Origin of the sequence: Zoogloea sp., assembly GCF_041904905.1 — a bacterium.
Classification (GTDB): Bacteria; Pseudomonadota; Gammaproteobacteria; order Burkholderiales; family Rhodocyclaceae; genus Zoogloea.
Genome location: NZ_JAYRMI010000002.1, coordinates 43,416 through 64,377 on the forward strand (window position 1 = coordinate 43,416; position 20,962 = coordinate 64,377).

Annotated in this window: 19 protein-coding genes; 2 read left to right on the forward strand and 17 right to left on the reverse strand. The window is 67.3% G+C overall.

Annotation, left to right across the window (positions count from 1 at the left end):
- Positions 1–28: 28 nt before the first annotated feature.
- The 15 genes from hfq to ACE3N6_RS01085 form a co-directional block, all read right to left on the reverse strand.
- The gene (gene hfq, locus ACE3N6_RS01015; RefSeq protein WP_079434940.1) at positions 29–271 is read right to left on the reverse strand and encodes an RNA chaperone Hfq; all 243 of its coding nucleotides are present in this window, start codon (positions 269–271) and stop codon (positions 29–31) included.
- Between the two features lie 100 nt (positions 272–371).
- On the reverse strand, positions 372–1,700 hold the full coding sequence (gene der / locus ACE3N6_RS01020; RefSeq protein ID WP_374243299.1) for a ribosome biogenesis GTPase Der: 1,329 nt from the start codon (positions 1,698–1,700) through the stop codon (positions 372–374).
- A 15-nt stretch (positions 1,701–1,715) separates the two neighbouring features.
- Positions 1,716–2,846 carry an outer membrane protein assembly factor BamB gene (gene bamB / locus ACE3N6_RS01025; protein WP_374243300.1) on the reverse strand — a complete coding sequence of 377 codons (1,131 nt, stop codon included), beginning with the start codon at positions 2,844–2,846 and terminating at the stop codon, positions 1,716–1,718.
- Positions 2,843–3,496: a YfgM family protein gene (locus tag ACE3N6_RS01030; RefSeq protein WP_374243301.1), complete on the reverse strand. Its 654-nt coding sequence runs from the start codon at positions 3,494–3,496 to the stop codon at positions 2,843–2,845. The genes bamB and ACE3N6_RS01030 overlap by 4 nt, the downstream gene beginning before the upstream one ends.
- Positions 3,483–4,778 (reverse strand): histidine--tRNA ligase, encoded by a 1,296-nt coding sequence (gene hisS / locus ACE3N6_RS01035; protein ID WP_374243302.1) that lies wholly within the window; start codon positions 4,776–4,778, stop codon positions 3,483–3,485. The genes ACE3N6_RS01030 and hisS overlap by 14 nt, the downstream gene beginning before the upstream one ends.
- 33 nt (positions 4,779–4,811) lie before the next feature.
- Positions 4,812–6,062 carry a flavodoxin-dependent (E)-4-hydroxy-3-methylbut-2-enyl-diphosphate synthase gene (gene ispG, locus ACE3N6_RS01040; RefSeq protein WP_374243303.1) on the reverse strand — a complete coding sequence of 417 codons (1,251 nt, stop codon included), beginning with the start codon at positions 6,060–6,062 and terminating at the stop codon, positions 4,812–4,814.
- Positions 6,063–6,073: 11 nt separating this feature from the next.
- Positions 6,074–6,949: a helix-turn-helix domain-containing protein gene (locus ACE3N6_RS01045; protein WP_374243304.1), complete on the reverse strand. Its 876-nt coding sequence runs from the start codon at positions 6,947–6,949 to the stop codon at positions 6,074–6,076.
- Positions 6,946–7,746 carry a type IV pilus biogenesis/stability protein PilW gene (gene pilW, locus ACE3N6_RS01050; protein WP_374243305.1) on the reverse strand — a complete coding sequence of 267 codons (801 nt, stop codon included), beginning with the start codon at positions 7,744–7,746 and terminating at the stop codon, positions 6,946–6,948. The genes ACE3N6_RS01045 and pilW overlap by 4 nt, the downstream gene beginning before the upstream one ends.
- 5 nt (positions 7,747–7,751) lie before the next feature.
- Positions 7,752–8,834, reverse strand: coding sequence for a 23S rRNA (adenine(2503)-C(2))-methyltransferase RlmN (gene rlmN, locus ACE3N6_RS01055; RefSeq protein ID WP_374243306.1), 1,083 nt, complete (start codon positions 8,832–8,834; stop codon positions 7,752–7,754).
- Between the two features lie 57 nt (positions 8,835–8,891).
- On the reverse strand, positions 8,892–9,317 hold the full coding sequence (gene ndk, locus ACE3N6_RS01060; RefSeq protein WP_153160961.1) for a nucleoside-diphosphate kinase: 426 nt from the start codon (positions 9,315–9,317) through the stop codon (positions 8,892–8,894).
- Between the two features lie 364 nt (positions 9,318–9,681).
- A complete protein-coding gene (ccoS, locus tag ACE3N6_RS01065; RefSeq protein ID WP_374243307.1) occupies positions 9,682–9,870 on the reverse strand; it encodes a cbb3-type cytochrome oxidase assembly protein CcoS in 189 nt (62 codons plus the stop codon).
- Positions 9,871–9,879: 9 nt separating this feature from the next.
- The gene (locus tag ACE3N6_RS01070) at positions 9,880–12,357 is read right to left on the reverse strand and encodes a heavy metal translocating P-type ATPase (RefSeq protein WP_374243308.1); all 2,478 of its coding nucleotides are present in this window, start codon (positions 12,355–12,357) and stop codon (positions 9,880–9,882) included.
- A gap of 164 nt (positions 12,358–12,521) precedes the next feature.
- Positions 12,522–13,805 (reverse strand): TRAP transporter large permease, encoded by a 1,284-nt coding sequence (locus ACE3N6_RS01075; protein ID WP_374243309.1) that lies wholly within the window; start codon positions 13,803–13,805, stop codon positions 12,522–12,524.
- Positions 13,802–14,491 carry a TRAP transporter small permease gene (locus ACE3N6_RS01080; RefSeq protein ID WP_374243366.1) on the reverse strand — a complete coding sequence of 230 codons (690 nt, stop codon included), beginning with the start codon at positions 14,489–14,491 and terminating at the stop codon, positions 13,802–13,804. The genes ACE3N6_RS01075 and ACE3N6_RS01080 overlap by 4 nt, the downstream gene beginning before the upstream one ends.
- A 75-nt stretch (positions 14,492–14,566) precedes the next feature.
- Positions 14,567–15,580, reverse strand: coding sequence for a TRAP transporter substrate-binding protein (locus tag ACE3N6_RS01085; RefSeq protein WP_374243310.1), 1,014 nt, complete (start codon positions 15,578–15,580; stop codon positions 14,567–14,569).
- Between the two features lie 268 nt (positions 15,581–15,848).
- On the opposite strand from ACE3N6_RS01085, the gene ACE3N6_RS01090 reads away from it, so the two are divergent.
- Complete coding sequence (locus ACE3N6_RS01090; RefSeq protein ID WP_374243367.1) at positions 15,849–17,729, forward strand: sensor histidine kinase; 1,881 nt, start codon at positions 15,849–15,851, stop codon at positions 17,727–17,729.
- A complete protein-coding gene (locus tag ACE3N6_RS01095; RefSeq protein ID WP_374243311.1) occupies positions 17,726–18,340 on the forward strand; it encodes a response regulator transcription factor in 615 nt (204 codons plus the stop codon). The genes ACE3N6_RS01090 and ACE3N6_RS01095 overlap by 4 nt, the downstream gene beginning before the upstream one ends.
- 279 nt (positions 18,341–18,619) lie before the next feature.
- Here the strand turns inward: ACE3N6_RS01095 and tilS are convergent, their stop codons facing one another.
- Positions 18,620–19,978: a tRNA lysidine(34) synthetase TilS gene (tilS, locus tag ACE3N6_RS01100; protein WP_374243312.1), complete on the reverse strand. Its 1,359-nt coding sequence runs from the start codon at positions 19,976–19,978 to the stop codon at positions 18,620–18,622.
- Positions 19,965–20,933 carry an acetyl-CoA carboxylase carboxyltransferase subunit alpha gene (locus ACE3N6_RS01105; RefSeq protein ID WP_374243313.1) on the reverse strand — a complete coding sequence of 323 codons (969 nt, stop codon included), beginning with the start codon at positions 20,931–20,933 and terminating at the stop codon, positions 19,965–19,967. The genes tilS and ACE3N6_RS01105 overlap by 14 nt, the downstream gene beginning before the upstream one ends.
- Positions 20,934–20,962 lie beyond the last annotated feature (29 nt).

Sequence of the window (20,962 nt, forward strand, 5' to 3'; positions counted from 1 at the left end):
CCGCTCGCCGGCCGCATCATCGGCCGGTTCAGCTTGCTGCCTCGTTCTGTTCCTGCTGAATGTTGACGGGGCGGGCCGGCACCACGGTGGAGATGGCGTGCTTGTAAACCATCTGGGTGACGGTGTTCTTCAGGAGGACGACGTACTGGTCGAAAGACTCGACCTGCCCCTGCAGCTTGATGCCGTTGACGAGGTAGATCGAAACCGGCACGTGCTCGCGTCGCAGGGCGTTGAGGAATGGGTCTTGAAGGAGTTGCCCCTTGTTGCTCATGGTAGAACCTCTATGGTTGTAGTTTTGAATAATTATAGAGCGATTTGCTGCGGCGCCGCATTTGCGCCGAGGGTCGCCCGGTGGTGTGGAAATCGGTTCGTCAATCCCTGGTGGCGTAGGGGTTGTGGGAAGACCTGAATTGTATCCTCAGCGGCGTTCCCTGCAATTTGAACGCCTCCTGGAAGGTGCGTTCAAGATAGCGCGTATATGAAGCCGGCACATGATCGAGGGCGCTGCCGTGCACCACGATCACCGGCGGATTCATCCCGCCCTGGTGAGCGTAGCGCATCTTGGGCCGGAAGCCGCCGTGGCGCGGAGGCTGCTGCTTGACCACGGCGTCGAGCAACAGGCGGGTGAGCTTGGGGGTGGCGAGCTTGGTCATGGCCGCCGCGTAGGCGCCATCGACGGCCTTCAGCATCGGCACGATGCCCTGCCCCTTGAGCGCTGAGACATACAGGAAGCGCGCGAACCCCAGGAAGGGCAGCTTGCGGTCGATGTCTTCCTTGATGCGCTGGCGGCGGTAATCGTCCACCGAATCCCATTTATTCACCGCCACCACCAGCGCCCGGCCCGCCTCGACGACGAAACCGCCGATGTGGGCGTCCTGATCGGAGATCTCCTGACTGGCGTCGAGCACCAGCACCACCACGTTGGCCTGCTCGACCGCCTGGAGGGTCTTGATGACCGAGAACTTCTCGACCGCCTCGAAGACCTTGCCGCGCTTGCGCAGGCCGGCGGTGTCGATCAGGGTGTAGTGCTGGCCGTTGCGCTCGAAGGGCACCTCGATGGCGTCGCGGGTGGTGCCGGGCATGTCGAAGGCGATCACCCGCTCTTCGCCGATCAGCGTGTTGACCAGCGTGGACTTACCCACATTGGGGCGCCCGACGATGGCGACGCGCGGGCCCTTGCCTGCAGGCTCGTCGTCTTCGGGGTCCTGGGGGAAGCTCTCGAGGATCAGCTCCATCAGCGCATTGACGTTATCGCCATGGGCCGACGAGATGCACAGGGGCTCGCCCAGCCCGAGTTGGTGGAACTCGGCGGAGATCATCGACCGGTTCATGCCTTCGGCCTTGTTCACGACCAGAAAGGTCGGGCGGCCGGCGCGGCGCAGACGGCTAGCGATCTGCTCGTCGTGGGGCGTCAGGCCGTTGCGGGCATCCACCATGAACAGCAGCGCATCGGCTTCGGCGATGGCCTGCTCGGCCTGCTTGGCCATCTCATGGACGATGCCTTCCTTGGCCACCGGGTCGAAACCAGCGGTATCGACGACGAGGAATTCCCGCTCTGCTGCGCGACCCAGGCCGTAGCGCCGATCGCGGGTGAGCCCGGGGAAATCGGCCACGAGGGCGTCCCGGGTCTTGGTGAGTCGGTTGAAGAGGGTGGACTTGCCCACATTGGGGCGTCCGACGAGGACGAGGGTTGGTTTCACGCGCAGGCGACTCCGTTATTGAACGCCGACCGCCGCGACGTTGCCGTCGCGCGTCTGGACGACGATGCTGCTGCCTGCTCGTTGCGGGTCGGCGACGATGGGGCTGGACGCGGGTCGCTGACGCCCGACCAGTCTGCCGTCGTCCTTGCGCAGCAGATGGACGTAGCCTTCGGCGTCGCCGACGACCACGTAATCGTTGATGACCCGGGGGCGACCGGTGCCGCGCCCGGCAAGCTGATCCTGCTTCCAGACACTGGCGCCGCTACCGAGGTCGAGGGCCAGCACGGCCCCCTTCTCATCGGTCACGAACACCTGGCTGTCGTCCATGTCCAGCCCCTTCGAGCTGGACAGATCGCGGGTCCACAGGGTTGAGCCGTTGCTCATGTCGAAGCACGCGATGCGCCCCTGATAGGCCACCGCACAGGTGGCGCGGCTGCCAAGCACGGGCAGGCTGGTGATGTCGGACATGCGCTCAAGTTCGGTGGCGCCGCGGGGGATCGCCACGGTACCTTCCCACATCAGGCTGCCGTTCTGGGGGCTGACCGCGGCCAGCTTGCCGCCGGGGAAGCCTGCCAGGATGGCGTTGCTTTCGAGCACCACGCCGGCCGAATTGCGCAGCGACAGCGGCGGGGTTGCGCGCTGATACACCCAGCGCTGCCGCCCGTCCGCCGGGTCGAGGCCGAACAGACGGCTGTCGGCGCTGCGCACAACGATCACGCCGCTGCTCACCGCCGGCGCGGCGAGCACTTCGGCATTCACCTGGACGCGCCATTTGATCTGACCGCTGTCGGCGTCGAGGGCGATCACCTCACCCTTCGGCGTGCCGACCGCGACGAGGCTCCCGTCGCTACCGACGCCACCGGAGACCGTCGCCTTGACGGGCGTCTTCCAGCGCACCCGGCCGCCGTCGATGCGCACCACGTTGCCGTCGCCGGCCGCGAACACGGCATCGCCGACGATGGCCGGCTGGAGCACGAACACGCCGGCCTCGCCGACGCGCACCCGCCACGCTTCGCTCGTTGCCACCGGACTGGCGATGGGCGCGAGGGCTGCCTGCTTGCCGCTGCCCGAGAACGGGTTGAGCGAGCTGCAGGCGGCCAGCGCCAGCGTCCCGGCAACGATCAAAGCCCGATCGCGGGTTTTCATTGGGCACCCCCGACCGCGTCGAGCTTGGCCTGGGCGATCTCGCGCAGGGTCACCGCCTCGGCCTTGGTGGCCTTCTCGAGGCTCGTCACGACCGTCTTGTAGGCGGCGCGCGCGTCTTCCTTCTTGCCCTGGGCGACCAGGATGTCGCCTTTCAGGTCGGCAAAACGGGCGGTAAGGCTTTCATCCGGAGCCGCCTGCAGCTGGGCCAGCGCCTCGTCGTAAGCCTTGTCGTCCAGCATCACGCTGGCCAGACGCAGGCGGGCGAGATCCCGCAGCGCAGGATCGCTCGCGTTGCCGGCGGCCCACGCCAGCGGCACCCGGGCGTTCTTCAGATCGCCGGCCTCGGCCTGGATCTTGGCCGACAGCAGGGCCGCCAGATCGGCGTAGGCCGTGCCGCTGTACTTTTCGAGCAAGGAGCCGGCGATCTCGCGGACTTTGGGCGCGTTGCGCTCGGCGGCCGCGCTCTGGAGCTGATCGTAGAGCACCGAGGCCTCGGCGGCCTGCTTGCCCTTGTGCCAGTTCCAGCCCTGCCAGCCGACGGAGGCCAGCGCAGCCACCACCGCCAGCGTGGTCACCAGCTTGCCGTACTGTTCCCACCAGCCCTTGATCTGGGAAATCTGTTCCTGCTCTTCGAGGTCAAATGCTGCCATCGTCTTCTTCCGAATCTAGTAGGCGGTCGGCCAGGGTTTCGGGGAGCGTGTCCATGGGCACGCGGATCTGTTCGCCCCCGTCGCGCAGGGGCTTGAGGCTCACTTCGCCCGCCGCCGCCTCGTCGTCGCCAATCACCACGGCAAACGGCGCACCGGAGGCATCGGCGCGTTTCATCTGGGACTTGAAGCTGCCCCCCCCGCAGTGCTGGGTGACCGCGAAACCGCAGCCCCGAAGCGCCTCGGAGACGCGGAAGGCGGCACGCTGCGCGGCCTCGCCGGCGTGAACGAGATAGACGTCCGGCACCGCCCGTGGGGCTTCGCCGCCGGATTCCTGCCACAAGGCGAGGAGGCGCTCGACGCCCATCGCGAACCCCGCCGCAGGCGCCGGCTTGCCACCCAGCTGCGCAACCAGCCCGTCGTAACGGCCGCCGGCGCAGATGGTGCCCTGGGCACCGAGGCGCGTGGTGACCCACTCGAACACGGTGCGGTTGTAGTAATCCAGCCCACGCACCAGGCGGTGGTTGATGCGATAAGGCAGCCCGGCGTCCTTCAGCACGGTCTGCACGCCGTCAAAGTGCTTGAGCGATTCCTCGCCCAGGAACTCGGCGAGCTTGGGCGCGGCTTCGACAATGGCCTGGAGATCGGGGTTCTTGGTGTCGAGGATGCGCAGCGGGTTGGTGTAGAGGCGGCGCTTGCCGTCCTCGTCGAGGCGGTCCTGGTGCTGCTCGAGGTAGGCGATCAGGGCCGCCCGGTGCGCCGCGCGCTCCTCGCTGCTGCCAAGGGAATTGATCTCGAGCTTCACATCCTCGAGGCCCAGGTCGTCCCACAGCCGGGCGCACATCAGGATGTGCTCGGCGTCGATGTCCGGGCCGTCGAAGCCCAGGGCCTCGACACCCACCTGATGGAACTGGCGGTAGCGGCCCTTCTGGGGGCGCTCGTGGCGGAACATCGGGCCGTGGTAGTAGAGCCGGCGCGGCTGGCCGAACAGCAGGTTGTGCTGGATCGCCGCGCGCACGCACGAGGCGGTGCCTTCCGGGCGCAGGGTGAGGTGTTCGCCGTTGAGGGCGTCTTCGAAGGAGTACATCTCCTTCTCGACGATGTCGGTCACCTCGCCGATGGCGCGCTTGAACAGCGGCGTCGGCTCGACGATGGGCATGCGGATGGGACGGTAACCGTAGCTGTGCAGCCAGTCGCGGACGATGTCCTCGAAGTGCTCCCAGGTTTCGGCCTCGTCGGGCAGGATGTCGTTCATCCCGCGGACGGCCTGGAGGGTCTTGCTCATGATTCCTTTTGTTCTTCTGTTGACTGCGGCCTGTCAGACAGCCGCGCCCTTGCGGGGATAGGTGCGGGCCACGTAACGCTCGATGATGGCCTTGAATTCGTTGGTGATGTTGTCGCCGCGCAGGGTCTGGGTCTTGACGCCGTCCTCGAACACCGGCGCCGCGGGCGATTCTCCGGTGCCCGGCAGCGAGATGCCGATGTTGGCGTGCTTGCTCTCGCCCGGACCATTGACGATGCAGCCCATCACCGCGAGGGTCATGTTCTCGACGCCGTCGAACCGGTCGCGCCACACGGGCATGTTGTCGCGCACGAAGTTCTGGACGTCGGACGCCATCTCCTGGAACAGGGTGCTGGTGGTGCGGCCGCAGCCGGGGCAGGCGGTGACCATCGGCGTGAAGGCCCGCAGGCCCATGGTCTGGAGGATTTCCTGGGCAACGATGACTTCCTGGGTGCGGCTGCCGTTGGGCTCCGGCGTCAGCGATACGCGGATGGTGTCGCCGATCCCTTCCTGGAGCAGCACGGCCAGCGCCGCGGTTGAGCCGACGATGCCCTTCGAACCCATGCCGGCTTCGGTGAGGCCCAAATGCAGCGGGTAGTCGCAGCGGGCGGCCAGATCGCGATACACGGCGATGAGATCCTGCACGCTGCTGACCTTGGCGGACAGGATGATCTTGTTGCCGGCGAGGCCATATTCCTCGGCCTTGGCGGCGGATTCGAGCGCGGAGGTGACCAGCGCCTCGCGCATCACCGCGCCGGCATCGCGGGGAATCGCGCGCCTGGCGTTCTCGTCCATGATCCGCGCCATCACCGACTGATCGAGGCTGCCCCAGTTCACGCCGATACGCACCGGCTTGTCGTACTTGCAGGCGATCTCGACGATGGAGGCGAACTGGGTGTCGCGCTTGGCGCCCTGCCCCACGTTGCCCGGGTTGATGCGCAGCTTGTCGAGGGCCTCGGCGCAGGCCGGGTTGTCGGCGAGCAGCTTGTGGCCGTTGTAGTGGAAATCGCCCACCAGCGGCACGTCGAGGTTCATCGCGAGCAGCTTCTCGCGGATCTTCGGTACGGCCTTGGCGGCCTCGTCGGTGTTGACGGTGACGCGCACCATCTCGGAACCCGCGCGGGCCAGCTGGGCCACCTGCATCACGGTGGCGAAATCGTCGGCGGTGTCGGTGTTGGTCATCGACTGGACGACGACCGGCCCATCGGAACCGACCAGCACGCGGCCAACCTTGACCTGCCGGGTGAGCCGGCGGGCTGCGGCGCGCCCGGAGAGAAGTAGATCCATCTTGCTTCCTGTTACTCGAACTTGAGGCGGGCGATCGTCGTCTTGCCGGTGAGACCGAAGTCCACCTGCTGCCCGTTGCGCTCCAGCTTCACCGAGCGCGCGTTGCCAATGACGACGGAGACGGGGGGAGCGACTTCGAGTTCCGCCTTCGACCCGGCCTTGCCGAGCTTGGTGAACACGGCCTTGCCGCTCTTGTCCTTCACCTCGACCCAGGCATCCTGGGAGAAATCGAACACCAGCCTATCCTTGCCGCTGGGCGCGGCGGCCGGAACGGGTTCGTCCAGCCGCGGCGGCACCGGCGACGGCACGGCCTGGGGCGCGGGGTCGACCGCGGCGGGCACGGCCTTGGCCGCGTCGGCCTCCGGCGCCTGGGGGGCGGGTGCGGGCGGCGCGGCGGGGGTCTCGACGGCCGGCGTCGGGGGGCTGGCGATCAGCTCGTCGGCCACCTTCTTGCGCTGGGTGTCGTAGTACCAGCCGGCCACGACGATGCCGAACAGGGCCAGCGCCGCCAGCGCACCGGGGATCACCGAACGGCGGAACCGGCCGCGCCCCACCTGGGGCATGTCGCCGTGGGCGTTGGAGGCCGGCGACAGCTCGACGGTTTCGGAGCTGACCGGCGCTTGGACGCTCGCCAGCAACGGCTCCGGGTCGATCCGCAGGAGGCGAGCGTAATTGCGCAGAAAGCCCCGGGTGAAGGCGACGCCCGGCAGCTGGTTGAACCGGCCGGACTCGAGCGCCTCGATCTGGCGGGGGTTGAGCTTGAGCGAGTTCGCCACTTCGACGATGCTGAGCCCCAGCGATTCGCGCTGGCGTCGCAGGGTTTCGCCGACGGAGGAATCGGCGGGTGCAGCCGCCCCGGCGGGAGGCAAAGCGTGAGGATCGGTCACTGGTACTGCCCTTGCAAGAAAGCCTGATATTCGGGAGAGCCCGGGAAGCGGCGGCGCAGCTGCTGGACGAGCGAGGCTTCGGCCGTCCGGTCGCCCAGCTTGCGCTCGACCCGGACCGCCAGCCAGAGGCTCTCGGCCGACGCGTCGCCGCCCTTGTGCAGCGCAGCGAGGTAGCGTCTGGACGCCTCGTAGGCGCCGCGCCGGTAGGCGATGGCGGCCAGGTGATAGATGGCCGCCTGATTGGCGTTGTCGGCATCGACAGCGCGCAGGAACAGCCCCTCTGCCGCCGCATCGTTCTTGAGCCGCAGCTGGCACATGCCGGCGTTGGCCAGCGCACGGGTGGGCGACTGGTAATAGGGGTTGCGGGCGGCGGCGGTGAGCATTTCGATCCCGGACTGCTCCTTGCCCGTCGAGCACAGGAACCAGCCGTAGCTGTTCATGATCTCGGGATCGCCCGGCGCGAGCTGCAACGCGCGCTCGAAATTGGCGGCGGCGACGGTGTTCTCTTCGAGATACATGTGCACCAGCCCCATCAGCTGGTAGGCCGGGGCGTAGCTGGAATCGTAGTAGGCCGCGGCCTTGGCTTCATCCAGTGCGACGCCGTAGCGGCCGACCTGCAGATAGGCCTGCCCCAGCTCGACATGCACCCGGGCCTTGCGCTGGGCGTCGGTGACGGTGGGCTTCTCGGAGGCCGGCCGTTCGATCGACGCAACCGGCACGCCAAGCTGGCCACCGGCGCAACCGACGAGCGCAGACACGGCGAGCGCAAGAGCGACGACAGGCAGGAAGCGTCTCATCGGGTTCAGGCTCCGGCGATGGGCACGACGCGGGTCGTGCGGCGGGTTTTGTCCTTCACCTGTCCGGCGAGCTGGCCGCAGGCGGCGTCGACGTCGTCGCCACGGGTCTTGCGGGTGGTCGTGACGATGCCGGCGGCGATCAGGATCTCGGCGAAGCGCTTGATGCGCGGTGCCGGCGAACGCTCGAAGCCGGAATTCGGGAAGGGATTGAACGGGATCAGGTTGAACTTGCAGGGCACATCGCGGGTAAGCGCGACGAGTTCGCGGGCGTGGGCATCGGAATCGTTCACCCCGTCGAGCATGACGTACTCGAAGGTGATGAAATCCCGCGGGGCGCGCTCGAGGTAACGCTGGCAGGCGGCCATCAGCTCGCGCAGCGGGTACTTCTGGTTGATCGGCACCAGCCGGTCGCGCAGGGCGTCGTTGGAGGCGTGCAGCGACACCGCCAGCGCAGTGGGACAGGCCTCGCGCAGACGATCCATGGCCGGAACGACGCCGGAGGTGGACACCGTGACGCGCCGTCGGGACAGGCCGTAGGCGTTGTCGTCGAGCATCAGGTTGAGCGCCGACACCACGTTGTCGAAGTTGGCCAGGGGCTCGCCCATGCCCATCATCACGACGTTGCTGATGACACGTTCGCCGTCGCCGTTGGCGCCGAGCAGGCGGTTGGCAAGCCACAGCTGGCCGATGATCTCGGCGGCACTGAGGTTGCGGTTGAAACCCTGCTTGCCCGTGGAGCAGAAGGCGCAATCCAGCGCACAGCCCGCCTGGGACGAGATGCACAGGGTGCCGCGATTGGTCTCGGGGATGAACACCGTCTCGACCGCGTTGGCGTTGCCCACGTCGAGCAGCCACTTGCGGGTGCCGTCCGTCGAGATGCTGTCGCGCACCGGAACAGGCGGCGTGATGCAGGCCGTCGCCGCGAGCTTGGCCCGCAGCGACTTGGCCACGTCGGTCATCTGCTCGAAATCGGTCACGCCGAAGCGATGCACCCAGCGGAGCACCTGCTTGGCACGAAAGGGTTTCTCACCTTGCTGGAGGAACCAGTCGGTGAGTGCTGCCGCATCGAAATCGAGAAGATTGACCACGTGTATTTCCGTCCAGACCGGCGGGAGGAAGAAGTTTCATCCCGCCGGTAGAGATCATCAACGGCTGTAAACGTTCATGCCGGGGAAGAAGAAGGCCACTTCCACGGCAGCGGTTTCCGGCGCGTCGGAGCCATGCACGGCGTTGGCGTCGATGGACTCGGCGAAGTCGGCGCGGATGGTGCCCTTGTCGGCCTTCTTCGGGTCGGTGGCGCCCATCAGCTCGCGGTTCTTGGCGATGGCGTTCTCGCCTTCCAGGCACTGGATCATCACCGGGCCGGAGGTCATGAAGGAGACCAGATCCTTGAAGAAGGGGCGCTCTTTGTGCACGGCGTAGAACTCACCGGCTTCGCGCTCGGAGAGATGAGCCATCTTGGCGGCGATGACCTTCAGGCCGGCGCCTTCGAAACGGGCGTAGATCTGGCCGATCACGTTCTTGGCGACGGCATCGGGCTTGATGATGGAGAGGGTGCGTTCAATAGCCATGAGACTGGACTCCGTGAGACAAAGGATGGTCGAAAAACCGAAAGCTTGGAATTTTAGCAGGTTGATGCGTCGGATCGGCGTTTTTCGGCATCGGGCCGACGACGAGCGGCGGCCGGCACACGACCGGGGTCGCATCCGAACCGGGGAGACAGGAGGAAGATGGGGCGCGAAGGCAAAAAAAAGGGTGCGCATCGCGCACCCCCAACCCCAACAGAGAGACTTAAGCCACAGGCGCTTGCGCCTGGAAAACGCTAGTTGTTGCTCGTACTTGCGTCTTCAACCTGTGACGGAGTATGCAGCAGCCCCCGGGGGTGGGAATTGATTTGGGTCAAAAACCCTTCAGATAGCGTGGAATTGAAAAGACTCAATCGGCGGCGCCGGATTTGGCCTTGCCCGGCGGCGCTGCGGGCGGGTCGTCGTTATCGGTGACGACCCGATAACCCGGGCCTTCCAGGTCGTCGAACTGGCCGCTACGCACCGACCACCAGAAGACCCAGCCGATCAGGAACACCAGGACGATGGACAAGGGGATGAGCAGGTACAGACTTTCCATGATCCGATCTCAGCGTTGGCGCCCGCGCTGCAGGCGCAGGGCGTTGAGCACGACGAGGAGCGAACTCGCCGACATGCCGATCCCGGCCATCCAGGGCGTGACGAGCCCGGACATGGCCAGCGGGACGGCGGTGAAATTGTAGGCGAAGGACCACCACAGGTTCTGGCGGATGATCGTCAGGGCGCGGCGGGAGAGCTGGAGCCCGTCGGCCAGGGACGCCAGCCGGCCGGACAGCAGCACAATGTCGGCCTGGTTGCGGGCGAGGTCGGTGCCGCCGCCCATGGCGATGGAGACCTGGGCCTGGGCCAGCACCGGAGCGTCGTTCACCCCGTCGCCGACCATCGCGACGATGGATTTTCCGGTTTGCAGCCCGCGCAGGGCGGCGTGCTTGCCCTCGGGCGTCATGCCACCGCGGGCGTCGCTCACGCCCAGCTCCCGGGCGAGGGCTTCGACGGTGGCGGGGGTGTCGCCGCTCAGGATCGACAGGGCGATGCCCCGCTCGCGCAGCGCGGCGAGGGCGGCCGGGCAGTCATCCCGGAGCCCGTCGGAGAGGGCGAAGCCGGCGATCCAGCCGGCGCTGGAGCCCAGTGCGATGACCGTGCGGCCGGAGCGCTCGTCGGCGAGCAGGACGTCCGGCTCGGGAGCGCCCGTGAGTTCGGCGACGAAGGACGGGCGGCCGATGCGATAGGCGACGCCATCGAGCACGCCGGCCACGCCCTGCCCCGTCGTTGCGGCGACGGCACCAAAGGCCGGCATCGCCAAATCGCCACCGCGCCTGCGCAAGGCCTCGGCGATGGCGTGCTCGGAGCCCTGCTCCAGCCCGGCTGCCAGACGCAGGGCGTCGATCTCGTCGCCGGGGCCCAGCAGGCGGATCTGCTCGACGCGCATCTCGCCGTAGGTGAGCGTGCCCGTCTTGTCGAAGACGAAACGATCGGCGCGGGCCAGGGCCTCGACGGCGTGGCCGCGGGTGACCAGCACGCCCATCCGCGCCAGGGCGTCGGTGGCTACCGTGAGCGCCACCGGCGTGGCCAGCGAGAGCGCGCAGGGGCAGCTCACCACCAGCACCGAGACGAACACCCACAGGGCGCGGTCGGGGTCGTGCCACCACCACCAGCCGGCGGTGACCACCGCCAGCACCAGCAGGGCGACGATGAAGTAGGCGGCCACCCGGTCGGCCTGCTGGACGACGCGGGGCTTCTCGGCCGACGCGCGCTCCATGAGCTGGCGGATCGCCGCCAGCCGGGTGTGCTCGCCGGTACGGGTGACGCGCACGCACAGGGGGCTGCCGATGTTCACGCTGCCACCCGTCACCGGGGCGCCGGGCTGCTTGGGCACGGGGCGGCTCTCGCCGGTGAGGAGCGCCTCGTTGGCCTCGCTCTCGCCTTCGGCCACCACGCCGTCGGCCGGCACGGTCTCGCCCGGCTTCACGCGGATCATGTCGCCCGCCTGCAGTTGCGAGACGGGCACCCGCTCGCCTTGGGGGTCAGGCCAGTGGGCGAGGCGTTCGGCGAAGGCCGGCAGGGCCTTGCCCAGTTCTTCCACGCCACGCACGGCCTTCTGGCGGGCCAGCATCTCCACGTAGCGGCCGCACAGCAGGAAGAAGACGAACATCGTCACCGAATCGAAGTACACCTCGCCCTGGCCGGTGAAGGTGGCCCAGCAACTGGCCACGAACGCGGCACCGACGCCCAGCGCGACGGGCACGTCCATGCCCAGCCGGCGCAGCCTGATGTCGCGCCAGGCGTGACTGAAGAAGGGTTCGGCGGAGTACAGCACCACCGGCGCGGTGAGGATGAGGCTCGCCCAGCGCATCATCGCTTCGACTTCGGCGGTCATGTCGCCGTCGGCGATGTAGACCGGGAAGGCGTACATCATCACCTGCATCATCCCGAAGCCGGCGACGAACAGGCGCCACAGCGCCGAGCGACGCTCGCGCTGGGAGATCTGCTCGGAGCGGGCGGCGTCGTAGGGGTAGGCCCGGTAGCCGATGGCCTGGACCGCCGCGAGGATGTCGGAGAGCTTGATCTTGCGCTCGTCCCAACGCACCCGGGCGCGGCGGGTGGCGTAGTTGATGTCCACCGCCGTCACGCCGGGCTGGTGGGCCACGTGCTGCTCGTTGAGCCAGATGCAGGCGGCGCAGGTGATGCCTTCGAGGATCAGCGCGGCCTCGCGCTCGTGCTCGCCGATGGGCTTGACGAAGCCCTGCTGGAAATCCGGGTGATCGAAGAGGCCCAGATCCTTCAGCTCGTCGGGCATCGCCTCACGGGCGCGCTCGGGCATCGCGTCGCGACGCCGGTAGTAATCGACCAGACCGCTGCTGACGATGGACTGGGCTACCGCCTGGCAACCGGTGCAGCAGGTGTGGCGGACCACGCCGTCCACCTCGACCGGCAGATCCACGTCGGCGGGGATCGGCAGGCCGCAGTGGTAGCAGTCGTGCTCGCGAGGGGGCGTTTCGGACGGAGACGGTGAAGACGGCTGGGACAACGAGAGCCTCTCGGAGGAATGACGGGATGCCCGGACAGGCCACGGGAAACACGCCCTTTTATCACAACTGGCCGGCCCGACCAAACCGGGCGCCCTCCTCCACCAAAAGGAAACGCACCCCGAGGGGTGCGTTTCCGGTGCGCGCTGGATGGCCGGCAGGCGGGTTACATCATGCCAAGCATCCGCGGGAACCACAGGGACAGGCCCGGCCAGTAGGTGACGACCCCCAGGAAGACCAGCATCGACAGCAGCCACGGCCACACCGCCACGGTAAGCTCGGTGATGCCCATCTTGGTGATGCCCGAGGCCACGTACAAGTTGAGCCCCACCGGCGGGTGGCACATGCCGACTTCCATGTTCACCACCATGATGATGCCGAAGTGCACCGGGTCGATGCCCAGCTTCATCGCCACCGGGAACAGGATCGGGGCGAAGATCAGCACGATGGACGACGGCTCCATGAAGTTGCCGGCCAAGAGCAGCAGCACGTTCACCGCCAGCAGGAAGGCGATCACCCCCAGCCCATTGCCAAGCATCCAGTCGGCCAGGGCCTGCGGGATGTTCTCGTTGGTCATGATGAAGGAGAACAGCACCGCGTTGGTGATGATGTAGAGCAGCATCGCCGACATGTTGGCCGAGTTGAGCAGCACCTTCGGCACGTCGGAGAGCGGCATGTCCTTGTAGACGAACACCGCCACGATGAAGGCGTACATGGCGCTCATGGCCGCGGCTTCGGTGGGGGTGAAGATGCCGGTGTAGATCCCGCCCATCACCACCACGATCAGCAGCAGGCCCCACACCGACTCGCGGAAGGCCTTCATCCGCTCGGCGAAGCTCGCCTTGGGCTGACGCGGGTAGTCGAACTTGCGGGCGCGATACCAGGTGACGCCGCCCAGGGTGGCCGCCAGGGCCAGGCCCGGCACCACGCCGGCCATGAACAGCGCGCCGACCGAGGTGTTGGTGGCCACCGAGTACATCACCATCACGATGGACGGCGGGATCAGGATGCCCAGCGCCCCGGCGGTGGTGATGATCCCGGCGCCGAAGCGGTTCGGGAAGCCCGCCCGCACCATCGCCGGCAGCAGGATCGAGCCGATCGCCACCACCGTGGCCGGCGACGAACCGGACACCGCCGCGAACAGCGCACAGGCCAGCACGCCGGCAAGGCCCAGGCCGCCATACCAGTGCCCGACCATCGCCGTGGCGAAGTTGATCATCCGCTTGGCCACCCCCCCGTGGGTGAGGAAGTTGCCGGCCAGGATGAAGAACGGGATCGCCATGATCTCGAACTTCTCGATGCCGGTGAACAGCTTGAGCGCCACCGATTCGAGGGGCACCTCGGTCATGGTGAACAGGAAGGTGAGCACCGTGAGGCCGAGGGAGATCGAGATGGGCATCCCGGTCAGCATCAGCACCAGCAGGATGCCGAAAATGATTGCGGCGTTCATTGCTGGCCTCCTTTCTTGTCGCCGACCTGACGATGCTTGAGGTCGTGCATGTGCAGGTTATCGTCCATGCCGTAGACGTCCACGTCCACCGGCAGCGCCTCATCCAGCCCGTCCACATGGCCGTGGTCGTGGTGGGGCAGTTCGCCGGTGCGCAGGAAGCTCCAGGCCACCTGCAGGAAGCGGAAGCACATCAGGCTGGAGCCGAGCGGGATCGCGCTGTAGACGATCCAGGTGGGCCACTCCAGGTCGGGCGTGGTGGGGCCTTCGGGCACGTCGCCAAACTCGGCGCCGGTCAGACTGAGGAAGGCGTAGTGGGCGCCGTTCTCCCACACGAAGTGGGCACCGAGCGTTGCCACCACCGCGGTGAAGAGCGCACCGGCCAGCAGCCCGAAGAGGATGAACTTGGCCCGGCTCCCGTCCGACAGGCGGTTGATGAGCACGTCGACGCCCACGTGGATGCCGGTGCGCACGCCATAGGCCGCGCCGAACTTGGCCATCCACACGAACATGATGATGCACAGCTCCTGGGTCCAGCTCACGTTGAGGGACAGCAGCCAGTCCTGCAGGCCGGGAATGCTCAGGCCGGCCAGATAACGGTGAACGACGGCGAAAAAGATGATCGCAGTCGCTCCCCCCATGAGGAGCGTGATGATCCACTCCTCGAGGCGATCGAGAATCTTCATGATTTGACCTCGCTGAAGAACGCAGCGGGAAAGGGATTGACCCCGGGCCGGGCGCCGCCAGCCCGGGGCGGTCGGCAGTTACAGCTTCGCGGGATCGAAGCCGGTTTCCTTGTAGATGGACTGGATCAGCTCCTTGCCGATCCGGCCTTCCATCTTCTGATGGACGGGCACCAGCGCCTTCTTGAAGGCCAGCTTCTCGTCCTTGGTGGGCACATAGACCTGGGTCTTGCCGCTCTTCTTGATCGCCTCCAGCGACTTGTCGTTCTCTTCCTGGGCGATCTTGTTGGCGTAGGCCGTGGATTCCTTCATCGCCTGCTCAAGCTGGCCGCGCACGTCGGCCGGCAGGCCATCCCAGAACTTCTTGTTGGCGATCACCGCGTAACCCAGGTAGCCGTGGTCGGTCACGGTCAGGTGCTTCTGCACTTCGTGCATCTTCTGGGTGTACATGTTGGAGTGGGGGTTCTCGGTGCCATCCACCACGCCGGTCTGGAGCGCCTGGTACACCTCGGAGAAGGCCATCACCTGGGGCAGGCCGCCCACGGCGCGGATCTCCTCTTCCAGCACCTTCGACGACTGGATGCGCAGTTTCTTGCCCTTCAGGTCGGCCGGGGTGCGGATCGGGGTGTTGGCCGAAAACGACTTGAAGCCGTTATCCCAGAAGGCCAGGCCGACGATGCCCTTCGGCTCCAGCTTCTTCAGGATGCCGGCGCCCACCGGGCCCTGGGTGATGCGGTGCAGTTCGGTGTAGTCGTCGAAGATGTAGGGCAGGTCGAAAGCCTCGAACTCCTTTACCCCCAGCGGGCCAAACTTGGCCAGCGACGGCGCCAGCATCTGCACGGCGCCCAGCTGCAGGGCCTCGAGTTCTTCCTTGTCCTTGTAAAGTGCGCTGTTGGCGAAGACTTCAACCTTCACCTTGCCCTTGGTCAGCTCTTCGGCGCGCTTCTTGAAGAATTCCGACGCCTTGCCCTTGGGGGTGTCGGCAGCCACCACGTGGCTGAACTTGATGACGATCGGCGCCTGGGCGGCGGCCAGGCCCGAGAACGTGGCAAGGCCAAGGGCGGCGAGACTGAATAGGGCGGTGCGACGTTTCATCATTGTCTCCAATAAAAGTTTTTTAATCTTGCACAAGCTGCCGTTATGGCATGCCATACCCGCGAGTGTCGGGCTGGCGAGCCCCCCCCTCAATTGTGGAAATCCGCAGTGTGGAAAATGCGGATGCCCGCCGCCGCCGCAAGCGGTCATAACCACGGCTGCGCCAACACCATGATCGACAACCCCTTGCCAACCCCCCCCGCCGCCCCCCCCCCCCCGGGTTTACTGGAGCCTGCCCTACGCCGCCGTGGTGCTGTTCGTCGCCACCATGGCCGCGCTGCTGTGGCTCACCCACCGCCAGGACGCCGAAGAGCAGCGCGCCACCCTCATCAACGACGTGCTGTGGATGGAGCAGAACCTCTCCTTCCAGTTCGAGCGCAACAACGCCCAGCTCACCCAGCTCGGGCCCGAGCTGCTCGCCGGCCGCCCCCTCGGCACCGCCACCGACGCCCGCATCAAGCGCGCCCTCGACCCCGAGAGCGGGCTGATCCGCATCCTGTGGCTCAACGCCGGCGGCGCGCTGCAGGGGGCCACCCCGCCGTGGACCGACAGCCATCTGGTGGGCGAGGCCTCCGGCAGCTTCCCGTCCGACTCCACCTTCCGCCTCGCCCGCTCCCTCGGCCGCCCCACCTACAGCGACGCCTACTCGGTGATCGACAACCAGACCCACTTCGAAGTCCATGTGCCCATCTTCGAGGGCGGACGCCACCTGGGCACGGTGGTCGGCGTCTATTCCCTCAACGACCTGCTCGCCCGGCAGGTGCCCTGGTGGTTCTCCGAGCGCTACCGGGTGGCGGTGGTGAACAACCTGGGCACCGAGATCGCCGCCAAATCCAAGGTCTCGCCCCTGTCCTCGCTAGCCTACGAGATCCCCTTCGAGCCGCCCGGCCACGGGCTGGATCTGCAGATCACCGCCTACAAGTCGGAGGTGCGCTGGATCTCCCTGCTGCTGATGGGCTCGCTGGGCGTGCTCGCCGCGGCCATCGTCTGGAGCCTGTGGCAGCTGCGGCGCCACATGGTGCGCCGCCAGGCCGCCGAGCAGGCGCTGCGCAGCGAGCACGCCTTCCGCAAGGCGATGGAAGATTCCCTCAACACCGGCATGCGCGCCCGCGACCTGCAGGGCCGCATCACCTACGTGAACCCGGCCTTCTGCCGGATGGTCGGCTGGAGCGCCGAAGAACTCGTCGGCCTGATGCCCCCGATGCCCTACTGGGCGCCGGAGAGCCTGGAGCGCACCTATGAAGTCCACCAGATGATCCTGGGCGGCAACGCCCCGCCCCAGGGCGTCGAGATCCGCCTGATGCGCCGGAGCGGCGAACGCTTCGACGCGCTGCTCATCGAGGCCCCGCTCATCGACGCCGACGGCCGCCAGATCGGCTGGATGGGCTCGATGGTGGACGTCACCGAGCAGAAGAACGCCCAGGAACTGGCCCGCCAGCAACAGGAACGCCTGCAGGCCACCGCCCGGCTGGTGACGATGGGCGAGATGGCCTCCACCCTCGCCCACGAACTCAACCAGCCGCTCGCCGCCATCTCCAGCTACAACACCGGCTGCCTCAACATGATCGAGCACGGCGCGCTCTCCCAAGGCGAGCTGACCGGCATCCTCCAGAAGATCGGCAAGCAGGCCCAGCGCGCCGGCCAGATCATCCGCCGGGTGCACGCCTTCGTGCGGCGCAGCGAACCCAAGCTTGAACCGGCCGACCTCAACGCCATCATCCGCGAAGCCGTCGGCCTGGTGGAGCCCGACGCCATCCGCCGCGGCGTGGACATCGCCGTCGACCTCGACGAACACCTGCCCGAAGTGCTCGCCGACCCGGTGATGATCGAGCAGGTGGCGGTCAACCTGATCCGCAACGGCATGGACGCCATGGCCGACACCCCGCGCCCCCGGCGCTGCCTGCAGCTCACCACCCACGAAACCGACGGCCTGCTGGTGTTCAGCGTGGCCGACCGGGGCAAGGGCATCCCGCCCGACATCGCCGAAAAACTCTTCGCCCCCTTCTTCACCACCAAGGAAGAAGGCATGGGCATGGGCCTCAACATCTGCCGTTCCATCGCCGAACTCCACCGCGGCCGCCTCAGCTTCGAGGCCCATCCGGGCGGTGGTACGATTTTCAACTTCTCGCTCCCGGTGCATACCCCATGAGCCATCCCGCCACGCACCCCCTCGCCCACCTCGTCGACGACGACGAGGCCATCCGCGACGCCCTCGGCTGGCTTTTCCGCACCCGCAACGTGGCCGCCCGCGCCTGGGCCTCGGCCGAAGACTTCCTGGCCGCCTGGCAGCCCGACTGGCAGGGCTGCATCGTGCTCGACATCCGGATGCACGAGATGAGCGGCCTGGAGTGCTTCGACGCCCTGCTGGCGCGCGGCAACACCCTGCCGGTGATCTTCCTCACCGGCCACGGCGACGTGCCGATGGCGGTGGGTGCCCTCAAGAAAGGCGCCTTCGACTTCCTCGAAAAGCCGGTGGACGACAACGCGCTGGTGGACGTGGTGATCCGCGCCCTGGCCACCAACGCCCGCCACCAGGCCAACCAGGAAACCCAGGCCACCGTCGCCACCCGCCTCGCCCAGCTCACCCCACGGGAGCAGGAAGTGATGCAGCGGGTGCTGGCCGGCAAGTTCAACAAAGTGATCGCCGACGAACTGAACATCTCGATGCGCACCGTCGAAGTGCACCGCTCCCGGGTGTTCGAAAAGATGGGCGTGCGCTCGGCGGTCGAGCTGGCCCAACTGCTCTCGCCGCGGGACTGAGCCGCCCCCGCGGGCGGCACTTCAAGCCCGGGTTTGAACCCGTTGATCTTCGACTTGAACGTGTTCAAGTAATCCCTGGGCGCGTTCAGGTTTTTGCTGAACAACTTCAAATCAGACTTGAACCCGTTCAACTAATACCAGGGTTCGTTCAGCTTTTTGTTGAACCGGCGCAGCTTGAACTTGAATGAATTCAACCCTGGCCTGAACCACTTCAAGTCCGACTCGAAAACACCGACCAAAAACCTGAAGCAGTTCAAGTCTGGGGTGAAGGGGGTCAAGTCAGGCTTGAACCCCTTGAAGTTCACGCCCGCCCCGCCAGCGCGACCAGACCGGCAGCCAGCCTTTCTCGCCCGGCGGGCACGCAAACTGCGCCGCCACGCCCACTCCCGCGATCCACGCCAGTCGATCCCCCACCCACAGCAGCGGTAGCTCATCCCGCAGCCAGCCCGGCACACCCGCCTCCTGCAGCAGGTTCTTCAACGACCGGGACGGCCCGGCCGGATGCAGGCGCAGCCGCTCCCCGCCCGCCCGCCGACGCAGCGCGCAGGGCTGGCCGGCCAGCGCCGCCGCCCACACCCCCTGCCCCGTCGCAGGCCGGAAGCAGACCTCGCCGCCGGCCCAGCCCAGCGTCGCCTCCCCCGCCCAGCCAATGGCATCGGGCACCGGCGCGCTCGCGCGCGCCTCCAGCCACCACGCATCGCGGTAGATGCACAGCGCCGACGCCCCCACCGGCAGGCGCAGCCCGGCGGGCGCGGCATCGGCGCGGAACTGGCGTTCGAGTTCATGGAGACGATCCTCGTCGGGCATCGCCTCGCCCGCCACCGCCAGCACCCGGCGCAGCAGGTTGCGCAGCCGGGGCGAGGTGAGCCCGAGCGCGCCGGCGCGCCGGTAATGGGTCGAACCCGGCAGCGCCAGGGCGGCCAGATCAGCGTCGGCCAGCGCGTCGAGCAGGTCCGACGCCTCGGCGGCGAGCCGGCCAAGGCGCGCGAGCCCCGCCGCTGCGCCGGGAAAGCGGGCATTCACGGAAGGCAGGATGTCGTTGCGCAGGAAATTCCGCGAGAAGCGGGCGTCGGCGTTGCTCGGGTCGTCGACCCAGCTCAAGTCATGGGCGCTGGCGTAAGCCAGGAGCGCCGACCGGGGCACATCCAGCAGCGGTCGCCACAGCCCGGGCTGCCCCCGACCCGGCCGGATCGCCCGCATCCCCGCCACGCCGCGCACCCCGGCACCGCGGATGGCGCGAAAGAGCACCGTCTCGGCCTGATCGTCCCGGTGGTGGGCGAGCGCCAGCCAGTCGGCGCCGTCTTCCAGCAGCACCGCGCGGCGGGCATCGCGGGCGGCGGCTTCGAGGCCGCCGGGATGGGCGCGATCCACCGTCACGTCGTGCACGGCAAAAGGCACGTCCAGCCGCTCGCATAGCGCACGGCAGACATCGCCCCACGCCGCCGAACCCGGCACGAGGCCGTGGCGCACGTGGGTCGCGCTCAGGTCGAAATGAAACTGCCCGCGCAGGCCCGCGAGCAGATGAAGGAGCACCGTGGAATCGAGCCCGCCGGAGAGGCCGACCCGGACACGCCCCGCGGGTGCCGGCAGGTGCTGCCAGCTCGCCGCGACGCGGTGTGGCAGATCAGTCGACGGCAATTTCCTTGAACTTGCCGTAGCTCATCAGCCGCTCGAAACGCCGTTCGAGGAGTTCGGACGGGGACAGGTCGGACACCTGGCGCAAGGCGTCCTGCAGCGCCCGCTTGAGGCTCTGGGCCATCGCCCGGTGATCCCGGTGGGCGCCGCCCACGGGCTCGTTCACCACCTTGTCGATCAGCCCCAGCGACTTGAGCCGCCCGGCGGTGATGCCCATCGTCTCGGCAGCATCCGGCGCCCGGTCGGCGCTCTTCCAGAGGATGGAGGCGCAGCCTTCGGGCGAGATCACCGAGTAGGTGGAGTACTGCAACATCATCAGCTGGTCGCCCACGGCGATCGCCAGCGCGCCGCCGGAGCCGCCTTCACCGATGATCGTGCAGATGATGGGCACCTTGAGATTGGTCATCTCGTAGAGGTTGTGGCCGATGGCCTCGGACTGGCCGCGCTCCTCGGCGTCGATGCCGGGATAGGCGCCCGGGGTGTCGACGAAGGTGAAGATCGGAAGCCCGAACTTCTCGGCCAGACGCATCAGGCGCAGGGCCTTGCGGTAGCCCTCGGGCCGCGGCATGCCGAAGTTGCGGAAGATCTTCTCCTTGGTGTCGCGGCCCTTCTGGTGGCCGATGACCATGCACGGCTGGCCGTTGAAGCGGGCCAGACCGCCGACGATGGCCTTGTCGTCGGCAAAGCTGCGGTCGCCGTGGAGTTCTTCGAAGTCGGTGAAGATGTGCTCGACGTAGTCCAGCGTGTAGGGCCGCTGGGGGTGGCGGGCGACGAGGGCACACTGCCAGGGCGTGAGCTTGGCGTAGATGTCCTTGGTGAGACCAAAGTTCTTTTGTTCCAGCCGGGCGATCTCTTCGGAGATGTCCACGGCCGAATCGTCCTGCACGAAGCGCAGTTCTTCGATCTTCGCCTCGAGCTCGGCAATCGGCTGCTCGAAATCCAGGAAGGTCGTTTTCATTGGGGGCAGGCTCAGAAAAATTTCCGGCA